This is a genomic window from Nocardia noduli, assembly GCF_019038455.1.
Taxonomy (GTDB): Bacteria; Actinomycetota; Actinomycetes; order Mycobacteriales; family Mycobacteriaceae; genus Nocardia; species Nocardia noduli.
On sequence record NZ_JAFMPL010000102.1, the window covers coordinates 1 to 22,074 of the forward strand.

A 22,074-nucleotide genomic window follows, 5' to 3' on the forward strand; every position below is an offset into this window, starting at 1 on the left:
CGTGGGCTGGGAGAGTTGTATAAGAGACAGGTCCGGGGCGGGGAGGCCGCCGCCGGTAACGGTGAGGTGGACGTGGTCGAAGTGATCGGCGGTGCGGTCACCGGTCTCGGGCATCAGGTTCGGTGTGCCGTCGACGGGGGTGTAGCGGCGTTGCCAGATCGTGTAGACCAGGCCGAAGGCGGCGGCATTGGCGTGGGCGTAGGCCACGACCTGGTCACCGAGGGCCTGGCCCCCGGGGGTGTCGTAGTCCGGGATCATCGCATCGACAGCGCGCCCGGCGGGATGTTCACCGATATCGTCGGCCTCGCGCCAGTTCTCGAATCGGGTGATCTGCGGAAACGTCACCGCCAGCGCACGCAGCAGACGAATCGCGTCGACTTGCAGATGGTCCTCGCTGCCCTTGGTCTGCGGCGGCAGCGTCGATGTCGAGTGCGCGACGAGCACCGGCGCGGCGGGGCCGCCGTCGGGGGCGTTGGTGTCGGGTTGTGGTCCGGCGTGTTCGCTCAGCCATCCGACCGGGTCGATGGCGGTGCCGCCGGAGAGTCGCCCGCCGGGCACGATCTCGAAATGCAGGTGCGGGCCGCTGGATTCCCCGGCGTTGCCGACCTGGGCGATCGGGGTGCCTGCGGTGACGTACTGGCCCAGGCTCACCTTGATCCCGGTGTCGAACATGTGCCCGTAGACCGCTGAGATCACCTGCGCCCCACCGGTGGCAGTGGTGTCGGTGGGGGTGTCGATGACGATCCAGTTCCCGAAGCCGCTCGCGGGCCCGACCGCGACGACCTTGCCGCTGGTGGCCGACACGATCTCGGTGCCGATCGGTGCGGCGAAGTCCGCCCCTTTGTGGAACTCGTCCTCGCGTTGCCCGAACGGAGAGAACACCTTCGCCGCGATCGGCCACACCGTCGAGGCATCGACACCGGGCCCACCAGGGGCGACGGGGATGTTGGGCAGACACCCCGGGTCGGGTTCGTCGCGGTCTCCGGACAGAGCCACGACGAACACGCCGATCAGCAGCACCGGGACCGCGGCCGCCAGCCACACCCGCCCGCTGTTGTTCTGCTCGGCCTCGCTCATCGGCGCTACGCCCCGACCTGGCGGATGCGGTTGGCGAACCAATCGGCCAGCCACACCAGCGCGGTGCGCCCGGCGTCGTCGACGACGTAGCTGTCGTAGGACTGGTGCGCGCCGGAGGTGTAGAAGGTGGCGGCGTCGATGCCCTCGGAGACCAACTGCGCCAACGCATCCGCGTCTTGGGCGGTCTCGGAGCTGGTCAACGCGGCGGTGATCCCGGTCAGATCGGAGGCGCCGGTGGTGTTGATCGCGGTGTCGAGAAGCTGCGGGGAGGTCTTGGTGGCGTTGCCGGTCAGAGTGTCGAACGCCAGACCCGCGAAACCGAGCAATGTCTGGCCGAGTTCGGCGAATCTCGCGCCCAGTGCCAGCAGGTCCCCGCCGCCGGTGATCGCTTCCAGGATCCCCCAGAGGTTCTCCTGTAGCGCGCCGACCTGTCGTGCGAGCCCGATGACGTCGAGGTTGTCGAGAACCCCGAGGACCAGGGACGCGGTTTGGGCGATGCCGTGCGGGTCGGGGATCAGTCCCAACAGTCCCGACACCATCGACAGGTCGATGCCCGCGGCCATGCGCACCAGCGGCTGACACAGCTGGTTGAGGTCGGCGAACACCTGGTGCACGGCACGGACCTTGCCGCCCAGATCGGTGGACGGGTCGGTGACCGCGGTCCCGATCCGACGCACCGTGTCCAGGATCTGCGGCACCGTGGCCGCGAAATCGATCGTGTTCGAGGCCACGGTGGTCACCTGGCTGATCAGAGTGCTGGGTTTGAGCAGCGAGAGCACCTTCCCGGCTTGGCCCAGGGCGTCGGTGCCGGTACCGGTCAACCCCGCGGTAGCCGAGACCAACGCATCCAGTGCCCCGCCCAGACCCGAATCCGAACCGGCGGCGCTCGTCCCGGCGGCCAGACGACCGGTGATGGTGGACAGCGCCGACAGCGCGGCGTCGAGGTCCATGCCCTGCACCGCGGTCAACACCTTCGCCGCCGCCTGCTGCGCCGACCCGGCATCGCCGGTCGAAAGCTGCTGCTGCACCGAGGGGTTCGCGCCCGACCACTCCCCCAGATCACCGAGGCGAGCCAGCAGGGTGGCCACCGAGTCGGCGGTTTCGGCCAGATCACCGGTCGCGCCGCCCCCGGTGCGCATTTGCGCGGTCAACGTCTCGATCCGGGCGGGCAGCGTGGTCAGATCCTCACCGCTGAATCCCGCATCCAAGGACCGGGTCAGCTGCGAGGACCCCGCACTGGAATCGGGGGTGGAGCCGGTCGGACCGCTGCCGGTGCTGCCGACGCGGCCGCTGTTGGTGGGGCTGGTGCTGGTGCCGGGTTGGGACAGGACTTTTCCGAGTCCGGCCAGGATCGGGTTGGTGGCGGCGTCGGTGGCACAGTATTTGTCGCCGGTTTCGCACAGTTGCGCGGTGACCGCGCTCAGGGCGCAGAAGCCTTCGGTGCGGGTGCCGCGGATCCCGGTGCCCGACACGGTCGGGCCGACCAGTTTCCCGCCGCTGGTGCCCTGTTTCGGGTCGGCGACCAACCCGACCGCCAGCACCCGCTGGGCCGGGATCGGGTCGGAACGACACCCGATCGCCGAGGCCAGATCTCCGGCGACGTCGGCGCCCTGGGAGTAGCCCGACAGCAGGAATTTCGTCGACTTGCACCGCGCGGCGATCTCGGTGACCGCGGCCTTGGCGGCGCTGAGGCCCTGGGCTTGGCTGTCGCCGTAGAGCATTCCGTCCATCGCGCGCGCGGCGTAGGCGGGAAACACCGCCTCGAACTGGGACCCGAATTGCTGTTCGAGCGAGGTCGCGACCGGGGCGAGCAGCCCGCGCGGACGGCTCGGATCGGCGGATTCGTCGGTCTCCCAGGTACCGGGCATGAAGATCCCCGCCACCGCCGGACAGCCAGTGTCTGCGCTGGCCACTCCGGGCTGCGTGGGTGCGGGGGCGGCGAGCGCGGGGCCCGATCCGCACAGTGCCGCGACGATCCCGGCGGTGACCACACCGAGAATCTGGGCTCGTCTGAGGATGCTCATGCCCGAACTCCTTGCGCGATAGCCGATTGCGGTCGTGGTGGTCATCGGATGGCGATCCCGGTGATCAGCACGCGGCCGTCGTGGCTGGTGGTGGTGATGGTTTGGCGGTAGACCTGGGTGGGTTGGCCGGGGCGTTGTTCGCTCAGATCCACCGCCCAACCCCCCGGCCCGGCCGGGGCGATCCGCACGCAATGGGTGGTGCCGCGCGGCACCGAATCGATCCCGGTCTGGATCGCGGCCGCCGAGGGCAACGCGGCGTCCCCGGTGGTGAAACCGCGTGCCTTGGCGCCACTGCGGTCGAGGTAGTAGGCCGATTCGAACGCCAGGATCACTCCGGGCCCGGAGTCGGTGTCGCCCCGCTCGGCACTGGTCACCGTGTCCCCCTCCACCCGGGCGGGGCAATCGGACCCGGCCGCCGCGCCCGCTGAACCCGGCAACAGCGTCACCGGACTCGGGGGCGCGGGGGTGGCGGGCACCAGGCTGACCGAGTCGGTCCCGGTGGCGGCCGGGTCGCTCGTGGCCGGGTCGCCGCTCGACAACAGCGCGACGATCATGGCGGTGATCGCCGCGCCCGCCGCGAGCACGAGGTGTCCACGGCGCGGGCGACGGCGACGGGGCGCGGCGGTCTGGATGGTGCGTTCGAGATGTTCTTCGAGGCCGTCGGCCCAATCGGTGTGCGGGCGTGCGGGATAGGCGTGGACCATCGCCTGTACCGGTGCCCTCACCGATACAGGGATCGGGTCGGTGTCCCCGATATCCAGGTCATCCCAGAACGGCTCGGATCTCGCTGAACTGCCCATCACTGCCCGCCTGCCCGCATCGCTCAGGACACGCCGACGCCGCCGCCGGGCGGCGGGGGCGGTGCCAGTAGATGGGTCGCGGCATCCAACACCGCACCGACCGCGCCGGTCGCGGCATCGACGACGGCATCGACGACACCCGCGGCGGTGTCGATCACCTGGGCGACGATGTCGGTGCCGGGATCGGGCATCGGTGCCGGGATCGGTTCGGGGGCCGCGATCGGAGCGGCGTCGCATTCCTGCAAGGCGGCGATCTGCTGCACCGGCTCGGATTCGGGTTCGGGGCCCGGTTCCGGCGGCGGGGGTGCGCCGAGTTCGGTGAGCGGCGGAGGCGTGGGCACCGGGGTGGTGTCGGTGGACGCGCCGATCGCGGCCGCGAACCCGGCACCGGTTATGCCACCCACGATCGCTCCGCCGATCAGGGCGGGAACACCGACCACGGCCGCACCGACCGGGATCCCGATCGACGCGCCGACAAACGCACCGGGAATCGCGCCGATTCCACCGGCGAGGGAACCGACACCGGCACCGATCAGCGCGCCGACACCGGCACCGCCGACCGCGCCGATGATGCCGCCGGGCACGCCAACGACTTCGGCGCCGAGGTAGGCGCCACCAGCGCCCCCGGCGACCGTGGACAGGGCGCGGCGGTCGGATTCCTCGCGCGGCACCCCGAGCCCGTCGTAGCGGATGGCGATCTCGGTCTCGATCCACCGCAACCACGCCTCGATGTCTTCCTCGAGGTAGATATCGACGAAGTCCGGAACGACGAATTCGGCGTCACCGGCGCGGATCGTGCGCGGCCCCGCGGGAACCGGCGGTGCCAGCTCGGGGGTGGGTTCCTCGATGACGAGTTCGCCGCCGCCGTCGAGGGTCTCCAGGTCGGTGTCCTCGGACTCGGGCACCACGACGACCGGTTCCGGTGCGGGCGCGCGCAGGCGCTGTTGGGGTTGCGGTGTCGGCCGATCGGGCACCGACTGCGGCGGCGGATCCGGCACGAACGCGGCCAACCCCTGATCGGGCACCGGCGGCGGTGGCGGGGGTGGGGCCGGTTGCTCGGGTGTGGTGATCCCGGCCTGACCCGGCGTCACCCCGGCCTGGCCGGGATCGGCCACCGCGGTACCGGACATGGCCACGGCCATCGCGACCGGCAGCGCGCCGATCAGTACCGCGCGCCGCAGCCGACGGTGGAAGGAATCGTTCATCAAAGGGTGCCCCTCGTGTCATTCGTTCGGATGCCGAGCACGAATCCAGCCGAGACCATCGAGGAATTGGGGTGCGTTTACACCGATCCGTGGCCTGTCCGCGACGCACACGCGCACGGAAGTCGACTCGATTCGAAACTGCGGCAACCCGGCGACAGGCACCGAAATATGCAGCAGCGCTACATCCGGTTCCGCCACCAGCGAGACACCGGGAAACCCCACAACCTTCACAAAGGGGCGCATCCGCAGCTTAGGGCGACCGACAACGCTTGTGCAACGACCTGCGACGGCGCGTCGCCGCCCGACACCGCAACCGATTCCCCTCCAGCACCGGCGAATCGCCACCAGGAAACCAACATATGCGTCAGACGTGGTTCCTCGGCGCTACCGCTTGCCGCCTCGACCAGGGACAACGTGCCTGTGAAGCGGTGTGCCCGCATCGGATCCGGCGCACCTGCCGGAAGCGGGTGTGCGAGCAGAGTCGCGGTGAAATCCACCCAGATTGGGTGGATTGTGGACCGGGTCGACGCGACCGCAATAGGCATACCGACAAATCCACCCAAATAGGGTGGATTGCCGATATTGACACCGCACCTACGTGTTCGGCTAGATTTGTGATCGGCAGGAACACCCCCCTTTCCTGCCGAAGAAGACGGAAACTCAACCACTGGGTTCGACCCCGGACGGTTACCCGGAGTTTTCGTGCCGGGGCTGCCTCCTACCCCCCCGAGGAGGCAGCGCCGGAGTTTCTCCGACGAATTGCGAATGAAGAATATTCATGCTGAACAGCATGACCGTGAACCTCGTGTATCCCCCTCCGCCGCTGAAACATTCAGCGAGTCCCGGTCGGTGCTACACGCGAAATACGATCCCTGTGGCTGCTGACCCGTGCGCGTCGCGCCCCCTTTTTCCTTCGAACAGGTATTTGTACTACGTTGAGTCCGCGATTTTCGATATTCACTCATAGGGGATGGAATTGGTAGACAACGGCACTTCCGCGCGGCAAGAAGCCGAGACCCGTTGGGGCGGCCCGACCTTCGAAGCTGGTCAGGTCGAAAACATCACTGCCTCGCTGATGGCGAACTGGTGCACACGCGCCGGGCTGGTCGTGACCGATTCCAGCAACCACGCTGCTGGTTTTCATGCGATCGTGGCAGACCCGCAACCGGCGTGGACGTTGCCGGTCATGGTCAAATCCGCCCCCCGCGACACGATCCGAGTGGTGCGAGACCAACTCGACTTCACCGGGGTCTTCGTCTTTGTCCTGCTGGGACAGCCCGACGGCGGTCCGGCCCCGCGTGAGCGAACCTCGATGATCGTGCTCGATCCGGCCTCGGCATGGCAGTTGCCCATCGACGAGCAGGAGGCACACCTCGATGCCGCGCCGGCGCGGGTCTGGCCGCTCACCCCGGAGCTGGCGACCCTGCTGGCCCCCGACACGGCCACCACCCCCGAGGAATTGCATGCCGTATTCGCTCGACACGGTTGGCGAAGGCCCGCAACCGATTAGCCGAGCCGACGGTGTCTGGGCCCCTTACGGGGCTGTTGACGCAGTGCTTGGACGCGCTGCGCGGCGGTTCTGCGCACCGGAGGATTGCTCGGGCGCGGCGAACTCGTCGGAGATTGTCCCCCGGCGAGGTCGGACTGCAACTTGTGGACCTCACTGAGGCGGTCGACGATCTTGGCGGGCACGCGGACCGGGCCCATTCTCTGTGTGCCGTGCTTGCCCGGGTAGAGGACTCCCTCGGCCAGAGCAGCGATCATGGCACGGTGATCGGGGAATGCCGCGGCACCATCGGCGAGTTTCCACTGCGGCGCTCCCGGGTAGGGCACGTAGTTGCGGGCGACCCAACGGCCTTTTTCGGTGCCGACAACGACGCGCCGACCCGGTTGGTTCGGGTCGTCGAAGGACACCCGATAGTTGTCGATGGCATCGACGGCGACCGGCAGAAGTCGTTCGGCAGGAACCGGGTCGGCGATATGCTCGGCGCGTTGGGAGAGCAGCTCGTGGTACGAGTCGTGCCCGACACTGATCATCTGCGACCGCAGGACCGTGCGTTCACCGGGCAGCAGTCCCGGATGGGTGGCGATGCGCAGTTCGAGATGCCTATGCAGAGCGAACTGAGTCTTATGCAGGTCGAATTGCTCCCCGGGTGAGGAGTCGACACCGACCACTCTGGCCAGCTGGTACAGCCTCAACAGATCATCGATGTCGCGACCGCGCGTCGCCGGATCGGTGGCGGTTGGTTGCGCGACCAACAGCTCGGCGCGCTTGGCCAGCGCTTCGGCACTCGGTAGCGTGAAGACTTCGGCGTAGCTGGATTCGGGTGATCTGTCCGCGCGGGCGATGTCTTCCAGCACCATGATGCGTTCGGTCACGGTCAGACTCGGATGTGACAGCAGAGCATGGATCCGGTCACGGATCTCGGTGATCTGCGTCCCGATCTGCTCGATGTCGGCCGCGGAGACCTGAGCCGGGGTGCGGCGTAGTTCGTCGCGTCGCAGCTGCTGCAAGTCGCGGTGCTGGGTGAGCGCGACCTGTATCTCGGCACCCATGAAACCCGAGGACGCGACCGCGGGCACATCGACGGCGACGTTGTGGTGGGTGCGTAGCCCCAGATCGATGCGGGCCAGCACTTCTCGATTGGCCTTCAATTCGGCGGCCATGCGGGGATCGGTCAGCATGTGCGCCAGTTCCATGCCCACCATGCTGTAGGGCGAAGGCACGTAGTGGCGGCGCATCGCTACCCCGTCGGCCGTCTCCTGGATGAACTGGTAGTTGGGTGAGTCGTTGGCCGCCAGGTCGTATCGACGAACCAGCTCAGCGACTCGGGTCTTGTCGACTCCTTCCAGACCGGTGATCAGGGTGCCGTCGAACGCGAACCCGCGCGGGTTCAGCAAGTCCTGGATAACCTTGTCGGCCTCGCCCTGCATCGCGATCGAGTTCGTTCCACCGTCGGGCCGGGCCTCGGTGAGCCTGGCTCGAACCAAACGGTCGCCCGGATAGGTTTCACCGAGCAGGCGGAGATACTCACGGGCATGGGCGCGACTGTCGAACCGCTGCTCGGCTACCGCAACGAATCGGGTTCTGTGCATGGGACGGTTGAGGACGCCCGAATCTGCTTCGAGCACATCGAAGGCGGCTGTGAACCGGCCCGTCGGGCTGGCCAGGGGGACCAGGTCGAGTACAGCGACCCGATTCAGCGTGGCGTGGCGCTGGGCGGGTTCGAGACCGTCGATCGTCATCGCCAGATCGCTACGCAGCAGCAGACGCTTCGCGGCGAGTTGACCGTCCTCGGGTGAGCGCACTACTTCGGCGGTGACGTGCTCGTAGAGCCGCACCAAAGGTGGCACGATAGCGGCGGCGTCCAGAGGGCGCCGCCCGGAACGCACGTCGTCGACGATCACTGTGGACGCGGTATCGGCGAGTGCCGCGGCTACTTCTGTCGTAGTCCCGGTGAAGTCGTAGATGACCGGGGACATGTGTGCGATGGGCACGGTGTCGATGATCCGTACCCGGAATTGGGTGATCCCGGCCCGTGTGGCGGCATGCTGCTGCGCGGGGTGAGCGAGCCACGCACGCACCCATCCGCGTGCTTGGGCCGGGGTCTGGAGTTCCTCGGTGGCAAGGGCCCGATCGGGCTGCTCGCCGGGTGCGGTCAGCACGGCTCGGTAGCGCACCGGCTCGATGGTGGGCATGGTCATGGCGTAGGTCCGCTCTGTGCTGGCTCGCCATACGCGACGACTGTCGAAACCACCCGGGAACTCCCGCGCGATCAAGACGCGGCCGAGGAAGATGCCCGGCGGATCCCACCGATGTGGACGAGGCGTGTGCGAGCAAATGCTCGATGGGGCGAAACCACTTCTGGCCTGAGGCGATCACCGCGGACAGGGACAGTGGCGCTACATCCGGATCCGCCTCCAGCGAGATACCGGGAAACCCACCGAAACCGACCGGGGGCGCGAAATGCAGACTATGCCGCAATCCGCCGCCCGCGCAATGAACACGCCGAACGACCATCCCGCTGTGACGTGACCATCAGCCGCGGAGCGTCACCGACCGAGCCGTCACCAGCACCCGAGCCTTCTGGAACCACATTTGTCGGTGTCGGGTGAGAGACTGCGCCTGTGAGCTGGGCTGGATGGTTCGGGCAGGTGTTGGACTGGACGGCGGATCCGACCTCGGCCGCCGCGGGGGTCGAAGCCTGGACCACGCTCTACTGCGGCCGAAGGGCGCGCATCGAGTTCAGGACCACGGCCGGTCCCGGCCATTCGGAGCCTCCATCCGGCTGGTACCTCCGCGATCCCCAACCCCGCCACCCGACCACGATCTACCCCGAGCCGATCGGTTCGGACCGGCCGACAGCGCTGCGCAACGCCGAGGCACACATCATCCTGTCCGATCGCCCTACCAGCCGCGCCGAGCGAAGCAACCGCGCGATCTTGAGTGCGGTGCAGGCGATCACAGGACACCACGCGCCGGTGCCGATCAGTGCCGGGCGTGCTGTGGTTCTGTGTCCGGCAGACATCGCGCCTCCCGACCCGGCGCGGGGCTTCCTCGACACTTGGGCGCCGTCCAGCGCTCACCGGATCGTGGCCTACAGCCACACCAACGGTGGGACCGACTGGCCGATCCTCGGGGAAATCCGTGGACACCTGCTCGGCATCCACGACTCCGCAACCGTCCCGATCAGCGTGGAATGGCAAGTGTACGGAGCCATTTGGGAACCGAGCGTGCTGTGTAGCACCTGGGACGAGGCGCTGACCGAAGTGCTGGCACGCGCGGCCGACAACGCGCAACGCGGTCGCGGATGGGCAGCCATGGGCCCAAGTCACGCCCAAGGCGGCGGGCTGCCCTCGGTCATTCGGGTGGTCTCATGACAACTGTGTCCGCTACGGTTACGGCTGCGGTTCTGGCGTCGGTCATCGATTTCGACTTCCAGCGCGCTCCCGCGAATACCGCGGCACGACTTCGTGGAATCATCCGATCCGACCGCACCTCATTACCGCCACGCCCATCTGCTCCCTGAGCAACCTATAGCGTGCTCAGGGCTCCCTGCGGCCGATGAAGCGCACACCGACTCCGTTGTTGCTGCCCGGCCGCGATATCGGTCGACACATATCCAGCGCTTGACTACGGGAAACGAGTCAATGTGCACCATAAGCTGTACCGTCCGTCCTTGACTGGGTCGACGATCGGCATGTTCGTTACGCGGTCAACGGTGTCGAGTTCGGACGGTGAAAGTGGCGCTATCACCCATACTTGGGAGCCATGCGCGATTCCCGTGTCTGGCTCGATACAACTCACGAGCAGTTCTTTAGTGAATCCAACCTTGGAGACCGCAGGCATCAGCAGCGCGATTCTGGCGCGAACCGCCTCAGCAAGGCCTGGCCATCGTTCTCCGGTGTCGGCGTCATCCCAAGTCCCGTTGAAGATCTCGATTGTGTCGAGCCAAATTCGAAGCTCGGGTTCGTCTGCTCCCGGTGAGTCGACGCCGGACTCATCGTTGACAAATAAGAAGAATGGTTTATTTAGATCGAGGTAGGACACCGGCGACGTCCATGTGACCGTGAACCCGGAATGTTTAACGGAACTACGCTCGAGTGTCAAGTAGACGAACTCGTCCCCTGTAGCAGTCTTGACTACTTCGAATTCTCCGTGCCCGCCAGAGGTGGGTGAGTCGGTTTCGACCTGGGCGGCATCTCGCAGGCGAGCGGTAACAGTGCCGTTGGTTGGGTTCTGAATCGTGAATGTTTCCGGCCGTGCGACCCCGCTGATGGTGCGTGGCATCGTGGCCCTGAACCAGCAAACGTCGTCAGTTCCCAACTTCTGTCCAGATGGAAAGCCGGAGGAAATTGTCGTGTGGAGCTCCAGTCCGATCGCCAGTCCTGGCGTCTCACCGCGGTGCTCGACCAGCACTATGGATCCTGTGCCGGGTTCGGCCGTCCGATGCCGAGCCGCAACAAAGAAGGGCTCCCGGCACACGAACGTGCTGCCCCGTGGATCCATAGTGCTGTCCCGAAGTCCGGCTACTAAAGCGTCAGGCAATTGCTCCAGCACGGTCACGTCTATGCGATAGATGCGATCTGTGAGGTTCGACTGAAAGTACAGGTCGAACAGGACATCAGGGGAAGCGAACACGGTGTAAGTGCCAGGTTCACCGACGAACAACCACTGATAACTTCCATCGAAGGCGAAGGTTAGTTCGCGCTGGCGAAGGGTCGACGGCTGGCCCGGTCCGGTGCTGGTTGGTGTGAGAGCGAGGAATTCGATAGCTTCCGAGGGAGTACAGTTTTCAGAAAACCGCTGTACCACTGCTTCTAGAGAGAAGTGGTCGGACTGACTGCGTAGCCGCGTAAACATATGTTGCGGTACCAGTGCGAAGTCTGCACGATCCGGGCGTCCGAAACACATATAGTCGAGGCGCTGGCGTTGTGCAGGGTTTTCGAAATTGATGTTTGTGAGCCCGGGGTCCGGCTGGAGATTGGTCGCCGGGGGATGCATGTATTGCCGCCAGCCATCGAGTAGGTGGTCGAAAAGTGGGGTGCTCGAATTCTCGAATACGGAGCCCCACTCACCCGACGTAGCGGCTGGATCGCCTCGGACGTTAAGGTCGCCGAGTAGAATGACATTGCTGAAAAGAGAATCATCGCCAGCAAATAGATCTGTCAGCGCCTCATTGATCGCATCGAACTGGTCGCGCCGCACTTCACTGTACTCGTCTTCGCTCGCGTAAGAGGCCTGCATATGGGTGAAAGCGATCGTTGTCGGTCTTGTGGGAGTTTCGATCTGTACGATGCCGACCCCCTTGCTCGCAAGCGCATCAGTATCGGCACTGCTCGAGTAGTACCTCTCGTAGAGAGGGCCACCGGTCCGCAACGGCAAGAAAGTATAGCGGCTGAAGAGCATCAGCCCTGCATTCCACGCGAATTGATCATCGACCATCTTCTCGACGCGATTCGACCAGCCGGAAAGGCGCGAGAGAAGTTCTTCTCGCGCGTCGTCGTTGAATACTTCATTGAATGCAATGACGTCAGGCTCCGTGCCAGCAGGTAACGACAGTATCGCATCGGCGACCCGCCTTGCCCTTTCGCCAGAATCATCACTCTGCCCCCCGGCGACGGCAACAACAAGCGGCAGAGCCTGAACATTGAATGTCATGATTCTCAAAGCAGGCATTATTCCTCCGGAACGTTGAGCCGAAATCGAAGTTGCCCTCAATCGGTACGTAGGTAAGTCTCCGCCGGATCAGATCTTCTGTCAGGCGAAGCGATCAAACCTCAGCTATGTTCGGTGTGTCTTCAACATCCTGACTGATCAGTCGATGACTCGGTGACATTCAGGGCGTGCGAGTTGGGACACGACGTCGCACACTGGCCTGCACCGGACGCATGCGGTGGTGGAGCAAAACGCATCTTGGGCGAGCAGAACAACGATTCCCGCGCGGTCGATGAGCCCCTTGGGCCCCAAGACCGCCCGAGCGGCGGGCCGTTCTCGGTCATTCGGGTGGTCCTGCCCGACCTGAGGCGGCGGACACACGGTGCTCCGCAGGCAGAAGATCTGCTACTTGTTCTTCGCTGTGAAGAACGGCCAGCGTTTGAAGATCCGGCTCCACTGCTGTCCTCGGCTGGATGGTGGCGGTGTCGCCGATTCGGGGGTGGCGGGCTCCGCGGGGCTCAACCCCGAGGGAAACCGTCCCTGCGGGCCGAACGCGCGCTCGAATGAAGAGGTCATACGTCGGACTCGTGTGTCGATTTCGTCTCCCCCCTGGCGGGCGAGGTAGGTATCGGCGTGGGTTGTCAGCTCGATGGCGTGATCTCGGATCGGCTCGAAATCGGTGTGGTACAGGTCGAATTCGTTTCGCCTGAACCCTGAGGCGTCGTTGGTGAACGTCGGTCGCTGCTGATCAGAGCGCTCATCGGCGTAGGCGAGGAGCATGTCCTTCAATCGCTGAAGATCCGAATCCCCGCCGTGTTCGGGTTTGGTATGCGAGATCGGGTCCGAGACCCAAGGTTCGCCGATCACCAACTCGTAGCGGGTCCAGTAGACGTTCTTCAAGGCCGGGATGCGCCTCGGGTCGAGAATCCGTCCGATCTTCACGTACTCCGCACCGACCGGCAGAACATAGAGATGCCCGCGAGCATGCCGCTTCGCTCGGGCGGCGGCTTCGTCTCTGGCCCTTGCCTGTTCCTCCTCCGGGGACACCTCCTCGAACTCAACTAGCGCGAGCTCGTCGAGATGCTTCTGCCAATCGATTCTCGCGGCCACGCCGACAATGGTGACACGGGTGCAGCGCGCTGCACGTCCGACTCGACGGGTGGCGTCTCGTGCCCTTGGTGTTCGACACGGGCTGTCGTCCGGGGCGGTGAACCTACAGCCGCTCCACAGGCGGGAGAAGGTTCACAATCCGAGGGACCCGAAGGATGGGTAGTAGACGATCGTCTGCCATTCCTGGGTCGGGCAGGGAACATGGCCGAGCACGTCGAGTCCGGTAATGCCTGCGGCGAGGACGCGGTCCATGGTTTCCTCGCCGACGGGGAAATTGCCCTGCAACGCTCCGCAGTGCGGGCAGGTCACCGCGATGGTCCATGCCTGAAGGGTTCTGCTGTAGACGCGGCCGATGGTGGCGGTGATGTCGCGGCGTCCGATCCGGTCGAGCAAGGTCGCCGCGACGCTCAGCAGCGCGCCGCTTTGGTCTTGGGTGGTGATCAGGTGCCGGAATTCCGCTGCGGGATAGTGCGGATACAACCCCGACACGCAGATCACAGGTCGGGTGCAGCGCCAGCAGTCGCGGGTGAGGCCGAGTACCAGGATCGTCACCCAGTGCGCGGCGCCGTGTGTGGTCGCCGGGATGTCGGCATCGTGGTCGAAATGCAATGCCAGACAGGTCGTGCACAGCAGTTCCCGTGCCGCAGAGGGGCTACCGTGCACTATCCCGCAATCGGGACGGATCAGTACCGAGCATCGACTGCACGGGGCAGCGAAACGGTTACGGTCCGCGTGGTTGCCCCGCACGATCGCTGCACTGTCCACGACACCCCCCGACTCGCGCGAATCCTCCTATGGTACAACCTCGTTCGCTTTGGCACCGGGTGGGCGAGGCTGATTCTGTAGTGGCGACGATCGATCCATCGGTATCGGATCGCACCTGCGTGAAGCGCTAGTTGTTGTCGGGTCGGTAGTCGGCGTAGCGTCGGGGACGGTCGATGGTGGTGGGGTCAGGGCCTTCGATGAGTGCTCGGTATGCGGGTCCGTCAGGGCCGCTGACGGTGTAGTCCACGGTGGGGCCGCCTGCGGTTGGGGCAACGTTCGGTGCTGTCGGCGGGATCATCTGTTGGGCGACGGTGTGCAATTCGGGTGCGGTGATCGGGCGAAACTGCGTGGCCGGGTCGTCGTTCGGGTAGCCGTTGTAGGGGTCGGGTTGTTCGGTTCCGTGGCGTGGCCACCATTTCTCGAACAGGGTCTGCTCGCCGCGGGTGTTGTCGGTCAGGGCGGCGATCAGGTGTTCGCGGCCGAGCCAGTGACCGTGTTCGGCGGCCAGCTCGGCGGCGCGGCACAGCGCGGCCACCAATCGGGGATCGACGTGGCGCAGGGTCACGACGACCTCGTTGGGCTCGTTGTCGGTCACCGGCTGCTCCTCTTCGCGGTTATCGGCTCGGGCATTGGCTGGAGGTTATATCGCGCGCTCGGGTGTGGTCGCTGAACACGAACGGCCGTCCTTGGAGGCTGCCGGTCACGCTCATCGCCACCCGCCACGACCCTTCGTAGCACGCGGCGCTGACCTCGTAGGACAGGGAGTTCGGCGGTCCAGGGGGCAGGGCGCCGGTCGTCCTGTGGGAGATGGTTTCCCAGCGCCCGGATTGCTGGCGTTCCAGCGACAGGGTGAGCAGATGCTCCGACGGCGTCACGTCGCATTGGGCGAGACCGCGCCCGAGTATCTGGCTCCCCAGAACTGTGGGCTGGCTGAACGTGAACTCGAAGCCACACGACTTCTCGGCGTGCGCGCTACCGGTGCCGGTCCCGCAGGTGAAGACGGCGGTGAGCGCGAGTATCGCCGCGCTCGTGGCGGTTACCGGGCGTCGCACTGGTTCTCGCTGTGGTGTTCGCGGCTGGGATCGGTGTCGGTTTGCTGGGATCGCCATCCCGCGATGATGTCGTCGACCCTGGCTTGGCCGTGGTTGCGCAGCTGGTAGCGGTCGGAATCGGGGTCGCTCATCCCGGAAACCTTTCTCGCGGAGAGGAAGCCCGCGCAGCTCCTGCCCGAAGACGGCAGGAGCACGGTGCTGGCGTGTCGGAGGCGTGAGGCGGGTGACGGTCCGAGAGAGGGGCGGCTCACGCATCCGGACTCGGACCGTCACCGTCCGACGCTAGAACCCCCGGGCGCTCGGGCAGAAGAGTTTTGCGCGACTTTGCGCGCTGACTTGTCGCCGGGCCTGGTTGATGCCGAGGATGGAGCTATTGTCCGCACGGCTCACGCAAAGGCAAGGTTTCTCATGGCGCTGCGACTATTAGGTGGACCGACGAACAACACCGGAAGTCCCCGGCTTTGGGAGGACCCCGAACGCGGGGTGTATCTGACCCAGGGCTACATCGTGCCGGGCACGCCGGGGCAGGTCGAAATCCCGCACATGCTCTTGAAATTCGTGCGGCCCGGTACCTATCTCGGGGCCGAGTTGCGCGATACCGGCACCGGTTCGTTCATCGTGGCCGGTGCGACACCGGCACCGGAGGTGCTGGCACAGATGCAGATCCCCGACCACGAGACCGCCGTCGAAGTTCCCGTCGCGGCCAGCCGTTGGCAGTGGTGAGACACCGATGCTGCATTTGAGTATCGAGGAAACCAACGAGCTGTTGCGTGGTGCGCGCCGCGACGCGTTCCACCTCGAAGTGTCCGACGACCACAGCGAGGTCGCCGACGAGTCCGAACCCATGCGCCGGGTCCTGGCCGGGCTCCCCCCGTTCGAACCCGATGCCTACCCGCCGTCGTGGCAGGAATGGGACGAGCTGGTCACCGAGGTCACCGGCCGCGGGGTCACCTTCCGGCGGGTCCGCATCGTGACCGAACCCCACACCGACTACGTGCGGTTCCTGCATTCGATGACCGACCGCAATATCGGCCTCGGGGAGGACATTCGCTGGTTGGGCCGCCACCAGGTCGCCCCCGAGGCCTACACCAGCGACGAATGGTGGCTCATCGACGACCGCGAGGTCGCGTTCACCCTGTTCACCGGTGCCGGTGACTTCACCGGCACCGCGCTGACCGGTGACCCCGCCATCGTTGAGCACTGCGTCCGCATCCGGGACGGGCTGTGGGACAAAGCCATCCCGCACCGACGATATAGGCCCGGCGGGTCCGGATGAACGGTGGCGTCGAGGCCGCGCGCGCGGGTTTCGGTGCGCGGCTGCGCGAGATCCGCACCGCCGCGCGCCTGAGCGGGGTCGCGCTCGCGGCGGCGGCCGGTTGGCAGTCGTCGAAGATCTCGCGCATCGAGCACGGCCGACAACTGCCCAGCGAGGCGGATCTGGTCACCTGGTGTGAGATCTGTGTACCCGACACCGCGGCACTGTTGCTTCCGGACCTGCGCGCGGCGCTGGCCAATGTCGAAGCGTTGTGGACCGAATGGCGGCGCTTGGCGTCGGCCGGGCACGCCCAACAGCAGCGCCGTCGTATCGACACCGAAGCCCGCACACGCTGCATCCGCAACTACGAACCCGCTCTCATTCCGGGCCTGCTGCAAACCGAGCCCTACGCCCGCGCCCTGCTGAGCACCGCGATCGCGTTCGTCGGTGGACACTCCGACCTCGACCGCGCTGTGGCCGCTCGCATGGACCGCCAGCAGATCCTGCGCCAGGGCACCCGCCGCATCGTGATCCTGCTCGGCGAACAAGCCCTCTACACCACCGTCGGCTCCCCCGACGTGATGGCCGCCCAGCTGCGGCACCTGCTCGACACCGGATTCGACAACGCCCGCCTACACCTGGCGATCATTCCCAGACAAGCCGACTTCGTCTATACGACAACCTGTTTCGTGCTACTCGACAACGATACCGCCGAGGTCGAAACCATCTCGGCTGGTTTGACGATCACCGCACCACGCGAGTTGGTCTACTACGAGAAGGCATGGTCGGCGCTCTACCGCCAAGCCGCGAGCGGGCGCGCCGCCCGCGACCTGATCACCGCTGCCCTGGACGGTTTGTCGGGCGGTTGAGGAGGCGGTACCGCAGAGGGATGCCCTGACTACCTCTCATGCGTAAATTCGTCGAACGAGGGCCATTCGCCGTTGGACAGGTTGTCGTTGCCGAAGAGGCAACATCATCGCGCCGCCACGGAGCTTGCTCGGCCTCAAGAATCCGGGGGTTCCGAGGCACTCGAATGTGCTCGAGTTGTATGGGGCAGAGACCGATCTGACGGCGGTCGGATACCAGCATCCGACCGCTGTACAAATCGTGACCACGAGCTACGAGCGCCGATACTCCAATCCGGCGAGCGTGCAGCTGAAGGCGGTTGTGCCCGCCTCCCACCCGTGGAAATAGGTCACCACCGCAGCGACTGCGGTGGCCGCAGTGAGCATGAGCCAGTCGGACTGGCGTTCGGGCTCGGGTTGGCGTCCGGGGTCGGATTCGTCGTCAACAGGTAGAGTGTTCAATTGTGTTCCTTGGGTGAGCTGAGGAATTCACACCAGCCTCGATTCGCTGACACGATCGGGGCTGGCCCAATTCGCAGTCCTACCGGTGGTTTCCAGCGGGGTGCGAATTGGGATGTGTGTATGAAGCGGGTGCTCCATACAGGCAAGGTTAGCGTCTCCCACCTGCGAAAACACCTGCCGCACACTCGCTTACGTCTGTCGAGCGACACGACTTTTATGTGACTTGGGTCACCAATTCGGGCGGGTCGCATGGAGGTCTTGTTACATTCGTATACGAGTTTGCCAGAGTTTTGCCAGGTCACAAAAAGTGACAGGATGGCATTTCGTAATTCGCCGACCGCTGCGAGTGTGTGATAGATCACAAAGATCTGATTGTTTTCGATCTTGATTCGCGTGGAATTCGAGCGATGTCCGGCAGGTCGCGGGGACGCCGAGCCCTGAGGCGCGCTGAGTGAGCGGAAGCTCCCTGTTATCCCCTCCGGTGAGATGCCAGTTCGGCCAGCATCTGCATGGGATTGCTTCTCCATGACGATTCGCATTGTGCCCACGGCCCATGCGCGACGAAGGCACGGAACGGATCTGGTTCGGCTGGCGATTCCGGATGTGGATGTTTGCGTGGGTGGGTACCGCTTCGGCTACTCGATGCCAATAATGTGGTGATCGAGCCCTGCTGTGACCATTGCGCGCGACGACCGAAGTTGTGGCCTACGGATTGCGGGCCGCTGCGGCGCAGTTTCGCTCATTCTCGGCGGCCGCGTCGATGCGCTGCGCTGCCTCTCCATGACGTCGTGCGAGTTCGCGGTCCACGGACTCCCCGAAGTGGTTCATACACGCGGAAGATACTCGGAAGCTACGGTGCACCAGCTGGTTTGAGGGAGCGCCAGCCGGACTGTGGGCGGATGGCAGGCGAGCTCGGCGACACGCAGGAAACCCGCCGTCACCTGCAAGGCTTGACCGCACCCTGGACCCGGGAACGGCGGGCAAGTCGACTGGATGTCCACCCCTGGCGGCGCCGTGTTCGGTTGCTGGGGCTAGTCGAGGATTCTTCGAAGGCGCGTTCTGATTTTGTCCGGTCCGCGGCCTGCCGAAAATCTGGCTAGATAGCGTTGCAGGACAGCGATTTCGGCCTGGTTGTCGCCCAGTTTGCGGTAGACGATGGCGGCTTGTTCGGTGACCCATGCGGCGGGGAGGTCTCCGGTGATCGAGCACGCTGCGTGCTGGGCGTCGAGCATGCGTTCGAGCAGCCCGATCGCGGCCTTGTTCTTCCCGCCACGTTTGAGAGTCTGCACCGTGTCCGCCCATGCGTTGAAGTCTTTGCCGTCGACGAGAGCTGCGATTCTGGCGCGTTCGAATCGTGCGCGTTCCTCAGCCTCTTCGGCTTCTTGTTCGTCGGGCCACAGAAACGATTCGGGGCGGTGTTGCAGGCCGGTTGTGTTGTCGGATTCGGCGATGCTGACACCGACGACGATGTGCCCGTCGTCGGTGCGGCGGAGTTTGGCGTAGCCGCGGTGCTGACCGGATTCGACGCGGCGGACCGCGTCGGCGCATTCGTCGTCGTAGCCCGCGCTGATGGTGGCGACGGGTATCTGCGACACGGAGACGTCGACCTCGGCTCTGTTGGCATGGAGCGTGAGTCGACACTCGGTGATCAGCTGGTCGGTGCCCGAGAGGATGGCGTGGCGTTGGGTTTGGAACTCCTCACCCCAGAGTGCCCGGACCCATTCGATTTCGAAGAACTCCGTACCGCGCAGCTGCGCGGGCAGAGACAGCCATGCCCTCAGATGGCTGGGCCATGTTCCTCGCAGTTCGAGGCATCGATCCCAGCCAGGAATGTAGGCGGCGTGCATCCTGGCTGTCATCTTCACCGCGAATCCGAGCGAGTTCGCCTGCCTGATCAGCGGATGCATGTCACCGGCGATGTCGGAGTCGAGGTAGCCGACGAGTTCGCCGCGCAGCAACAAACTCACTGCTCTTCGGTTGTCGAACTCCGCGCCTGCGGTGGGGACTGCTTCGACCTCGAAGAGGACGCCGTCGGTGATCGTGTCGAGCACGCCGGGCTCGTCGGGCTCGTAAGTTTCGGCGCTCGGCGATATCGAACCGTGCATCCACAAGTCTTTCACGTGACCATGGTGGCCCGTGATGGGCGCTGCCCCAACCTGTTTGCAGGTTTGCGGGTCGATAGTTTTCAGGGAGCCGGTTGTCCGGCGGCGGTAAAGCCGTAGGACCCGGTGTGGTCGGGGGCGACTTGTGTGGTCCACCCGCAGGGCTGTCCGCAGGAGAGGTAGATCCTGGTGTCGACGGTGTCGTTGTCGTAGCGCAGGACCGTTTCGGTGGCGGTCGCGGAGTATCGACATTGCGGGCATTTGCCGAAGAAGGTCAGCAACTCGGCGGCGGTGCTGGAGATCAGGCGTGGTGGGGGCATCGTTTGTTCCCGGATGGCTGGTGTGGCGCGGCGGTGTTCACTTGTGACTGTGCACCCCGAACGGGCCAGGCGCCGAGGTTCGAGGATTGTCGTGCTGGACCTGGTGGAAGTGCCTCGGGGACGTCGGTGTCTGGTCTTGTCGACGGTGGCTGGGTCAATGGCCTGCGAGTACGTGGGGGCGTCGCGGAGTGTGGGTGCCGGGGCCGACTCTGAGGAACCGTTGTCGGCGGCTGTGGAAGTGGTGTCGGTCGGCGAAGAAGTCTTCTGCCATGGCCGCGAGTTCGGCGGCCTCGTAGGCGCTGGGCGGTTTCGCGAGGCTGGCCAGACGCGCGGCTTTGCGGTGCAGAGTCTGCTCGTGCAGGGACCCGGTGGCGTAGCGGTGGGCGAGTTCGTCGAGCCAGCGGTCGAACTCGGTGTTGTCGTCGGGGCCGATGTGGTCGAGCAAGCCGATTTCGTGGCCGGTGGTGGTGTCGAGCGCTTGGGCGGTTTCGAGCAGTTCTCGGGCGGTGGCCGGGCCGACCCGATGTGGGAGGGTGAGGGTGTGCAGTTCTGAGCCGGTCAGTCCCATGGGTTGGTAGGCCGGGGACAGTGTGGCTCGGCGGCGAGCGGCGACGACGTCGGCCGACAGCGGCAGCGCGACGCCTCCGGCTCCGGCGTTGCCGGTGATGGCCGCGATCGTGATCTGGCGGCAGTTCAACAAGGCGTAGCAGACACGGTTGATCGCTCGGATGTTGTCCCATCCCTCGGCGGCGGGGTCGGGTGCGAGTTCGATTGCGCCCAGGTGGATTCCGGTGAGGAAGAAGTGCCCGGTGCCGCCGCGCAGGACCAGCACGTCGGTGTCCTGTTGGTCGGCGGTGTGTAGTGCGTCGGCGAGGCGGTGGCATTGGCCGGTGGTCAGGGCGCCGTTGTAGGCGGTGACGGTGAGCGTGGCGATGTCGCCGTCGCGGTGGTAGACGATGTCGTCGTCGAAGCCTTCGGCCACGGGCACGTGGTCGAGGTCGACTCCGAGGTGGGCGAGCACGCTGGTGGCGGGTCCTTTGCAGGTCGTGGAGTTGCGCGTGCGTGCGCGCAGGTGCCCGACCCAGATCGTTTCCTTTGCCCCGCAGGCGATTTCGATGCCGTGGTGTCGACGGCCGATGATGGTTCCGGGTTCGGCGGAAACCTGGTTGCGTCCGGGGTGGGCGTCGTAGAGGTGGAAGGTGTGTCCGGCGAGTTCGGCGCGCAGCCCGGGAGAACCGTCGGCGGTGTGGATGCGGGCCAGGATCGTGGCCCCGGGCGCGGTCCAGGGAACCTGGCGATCCTGGTAGCGCATCGGCGGGCGTGTGCGGGCGCCGGGCACCGGGCGCGGCGCGTCGGCCTGGTCGGTCGGTGTGAATCCGGGGTCTTCGGCGTGCGCGGCGGTTTCGAGGATGCATTCGATGGCGGCGTCGGCGATGACGGTGTTGTAGAGGGTGGATTTGGTCTGCGGATACTGCACCGCGACGGTGCGCCAGGCCCATATCGGCCCGGCGTCCATTTCGGCGACCGCGCCGATCGCGGTGACACCCCAGCGGGTGTGGCCTTCGGTCAGTGCCCAGTCCAGGCTGGCGGGTCCTCGGTCACCGACCGGGCCGGGATGGATGATCACGGTGCGGTGGTGTTGGTAGATGTCGGCGGGGATCGCGGTGGTCAGATACGGGCAGATGATCAGGTCGAAGTCGTTCGCGGCGACCGCGCGAGCCATGTCGGCCGCGTCGGCGACCACGGCGGTGCGGACCTGGTGGCCGTGGCCACCCAGTGCGAGCGCCGCGCGTTGGGTCGCTGCGTTGGGGGCACTGGACATCAAGAGAATGCGTTGGGGCACAGTCGGTTTCTCCTCATCGAGCAGGGCGGTCGGTCGCGGACAGCGCTGTCCGCGA

20 protein-coding genes are annotated in these 22,074 nt (G+C 65.7%); 5 read left to right on the forward strand and 15 right to left on the reverse strand.

What is annotated here, in order from left to right; translation table 11 throughout:
* The 4 genes from JZ792_RS33640 to JZ792_RS33655 form a co-directional block, all read right to left on the reverse strand.
* On the reverse strand, window positions 1-1,077 hold a 1,077-nt coding region (locus tag JZ792_RS33640; RefSeq protein ID WP_216916934.1), incomplete at its 3' end, for a M23 family metallopeptidase.
* 5 nt (window positions 1,078-1,082) lie between these two features.
* Window positions 1,083-3,101, reverse strand: a complete 2,019-nt coding sequence (locus tag JZ792_RS33645; protein WP_216916935.1) for a cutinase family protein — start codon at window positions 3,099-3,101, stop codon at window positions 1,083-1,085.
* A gap of 41 nt (window positions 3,102-3,142) precedes the next feature.
* A complete protein-coding gene (locus JZ792_RS33650; protein WP_216916936.1) occupies window positions 3,143-3,826 on the reverse strand; it encodes a DUF8176 domain-containing protein in 684 nt (227 codons plus the stop codon).
* 98 nt (window positions 3,827-3,924) lie between these two features.
* Window positions 3,925-5,106, reverse strand: a complete 1,182-nt coding sequence (locus JZ792_RS33655; protein ID WP_216916937.1) for a hypothetical protein — start codon at window positions 5,104-5,106, stop codon at window positions 3,925-3,927.
* 970 nt (window positions 5,107-6,076) lie between these two features.
* Here JZ792_RS33655 and JZ792_RS33660 point away from each other — a divergent pair.
* Entirely contained in the window at window positions 6,077-6,616 is a 540-nt protein-coding gene (locus tag JZ792_RS33660) for a hypothetical protein (protein WP_216916938.1), read from the forward strand.
* On the opposite strand, the gene JZ792_RS33665 is transcribed toward JZ792_RS33660, so the two are convergent.
* Complete coding sequence (locus JZ792_RS33665) at window positions 6,613-8,811, reverse strand: hypothetical protein (RefSeq protein WP_216916939.1); 2,199 nt, start codon at window positions 8,809-8,811, stop codon at window positions 6,613-6,615. The two genes, JZ792_RS33660 and JZ792_RS33665, sit on opposite strands and share 4 nt — an antisense overlap.
* Window positions 8,812-9,234: 423 nt before the next feature.
* Between JZ792_RS33665 and JZ792_RS33670 the strand changes: the two genes are divergently transcribed.
* The gene (locus JZ792_RS33670; RefSeq protein ID WP_216916940.1) at window positions 9,235-9,987 is read left to right on the forward strand and encodes a hypothetical protein; all 753 of its coding nucleotides are present in this window, start codon (window positions 9,235-9,237) and stop codon (window positions 9,985-9,987) included.
* 253 nt (window positions 9,988-10,240) lie between these two features.
* On the opposite strand, the gene JZ792_RS33675 is transcribed toward JZ792_RS33670, so the two are convergent.
* The 6 genes from JZ792_RS33675 to JZ792_RS33700 form a co-directional block, all read right to left on the reverse strand.
* Complete coding sequence (locus tag JZ792_RS33675) at window positions 10,241-12,268, reverse strand: endonuclease/exonuclease/phosphatase family protein (protein WP_216916941.1); 2,028 nt, start codon at window positions 12,266-12,268, stop codon at window positions 10,241-10,243.
* A gap of 402 nt (window positions 12,269-12,670) precedes the next feature.
* Window positions 12,671-13,375, reverse strand: coding sequence for a hypothetical protein (locus JZ792_RS33680; RefSeq protein ID WP_216916942.1), 705 nt, complete (start codon window positions 13,373-13,375; stop codon window positions 12,671-12,673).
* A 132-nt stretch (window positions 13,376-13,507) separates the two neighbouring features.
* The gene (locus JZ792_RS33685) at window positions 13,508-14,038 is read right to left on the reverse strand and encodes a hypothetical protein (RefSeq protein ID WP_216916943.1); all 531 of its coding nucleotides are present in this window, start codon (window positions 14,036-14,038) and stop codon (window positions 13,508-13,510) included.
* A 229-nt stretch (window positions 14,039-14,267) separates the two neighbouring features.
* Entirely contained in the window at window positions 14,268-14,735 is a 468-nt protein-coding gene (locus tag JZ792_RS33690) for a hypothetical protein (protein ID WP_216916944.1), read from the reverse strand.
* Window positions 14,736-14,754: 19 nt separating this feature from the next.
* On the reverse strand, window positions 14,755-15,192 hold the full coding sequence (locus JZ792_RS33695; protein ID WP_216916945.1) for a hypothetical protein: 438 nt from the start codon (window positions 15,190-15,192) through the stop codon (window positions 14,755-14,757).
* The gene (locus tag JZ792_RS33700; protein WP_216916946.1) at window positions 15,177-15,323 is read right to left on the reverse strand and encodes a hypothetical protein; all 147 of its coding nucleotides are present in this window, start codon (window positions 15,321-15,323) and stop codon (window positions 15,177-15,179) included. Before JZ792_RS33700 ends, JZ792_RS33695 begins: the two co-directional genes overlap by 16 nt.
* A 277-nt stretch (window positions 15,324-15,600) precedes the next feature.
* Between JZ792_RS33700 and JZ792_RS33705 the strand changes: the two genes are divergently transcribed.
* Genes JZ792_RS33705 through JZ792_RS33715 form a run of 3 tightly spaced genes read left to right on the forward strand, consistent with a single transcriptional unit; the run spans window position 15,601 to window position 17,316 of the window.
* Complete coding sequence (locus tag JZ792_RS33705) at window positions 15,601-15,915, forward strand: hypothetical protein (protein WP_216916947.1); 315 nt, start codon at window positions 15,601-15,603, stop codon at window positions 15,913-15,915.
* 7 nt (window positions 15,916-15,922) lie between these two features.
* A complete protein-coding gene (locus tag JZ792_RS33710; RefSeq protein ID WP_216916948.1) occupies window positions 15,923-16,468 on the forward strand; it encodes a DUF6879 family protein in 546 nt (181 codons plus the stop codon).
* The gene (locus JZ792_RS33715; protein ID WP_216916949.1) at window positions 16,465-17,316 is read left to right on the forward strand and encodes a helix-turn-helix domain-containing protein; all 852 of its coding nucleotides are present in this window, start codon (window positions 16,465-16,467) and stop codon (window positions 17,314-17,316) included. Before JZ792_RS33710 ends, JZ792_RS33715 begins: the two co-directional genes overlap by 4 nt.
* 249 nt (window positions 17,317-17,565) lie before the next feature.
* Here the strand turns inward: JZ792_RS33715 and JZ792_RS33720 are convergent, their stop codons facing one another.
* The 4 genes from JZ792_RS33720 to JZ792_RS33735 form a co-directional block, all read right to left on the reverse strand.
* The gene (locus JZ792_RS33720) at window positions 17,566-17,754 is read right to left on the reverse strand and encodes a hypothetical protein (protein ID WP_216916950.1); all 189 of its coding nucleotides are present in this window, start codon (window positions 17,752-17,754) and stop codon (window positions 17,566-17,568) included.
* Between the two features lie 1,031 nt (window positions 17,755-18,785).
* On the reverse strand, window positions 18,786-19,874 hold the full coding sequence (locus tag JZ792_RS33725; RefSeq protein ID WP_216916951.1) for a hypothetical protein: 1,089 nt from the start codon (window positions 19,872-19,874) through the stop codon (window positions 18,786-18,788).
* A 65-nt stretch (window positions 19,875-19,939) separates the two neighbouring features.
* Entirely contained in the window at window positions 19,940-20,176 is a 237-nt protein-coding gene (locus tag JZ792_RS33730) for a hypothetical protein (protein WP_216916952.1), read from the reverse strand.
* Window positions 20,177-20,330: 154 nt separating this feature from the next.
* A complete protein-coding gene (locus tag JZ792_RS33735) occupies window positions 20,331-22,019 on the reverse strand; it encodes an enoyl-CoA hydratase-related protein (RefSeq protein ID WP_216916953.1) in 1,689 nt (562 codons plus the stop codon).
* Window positions 22,020-22,074 lie beyond the last annotated feature (55 nt).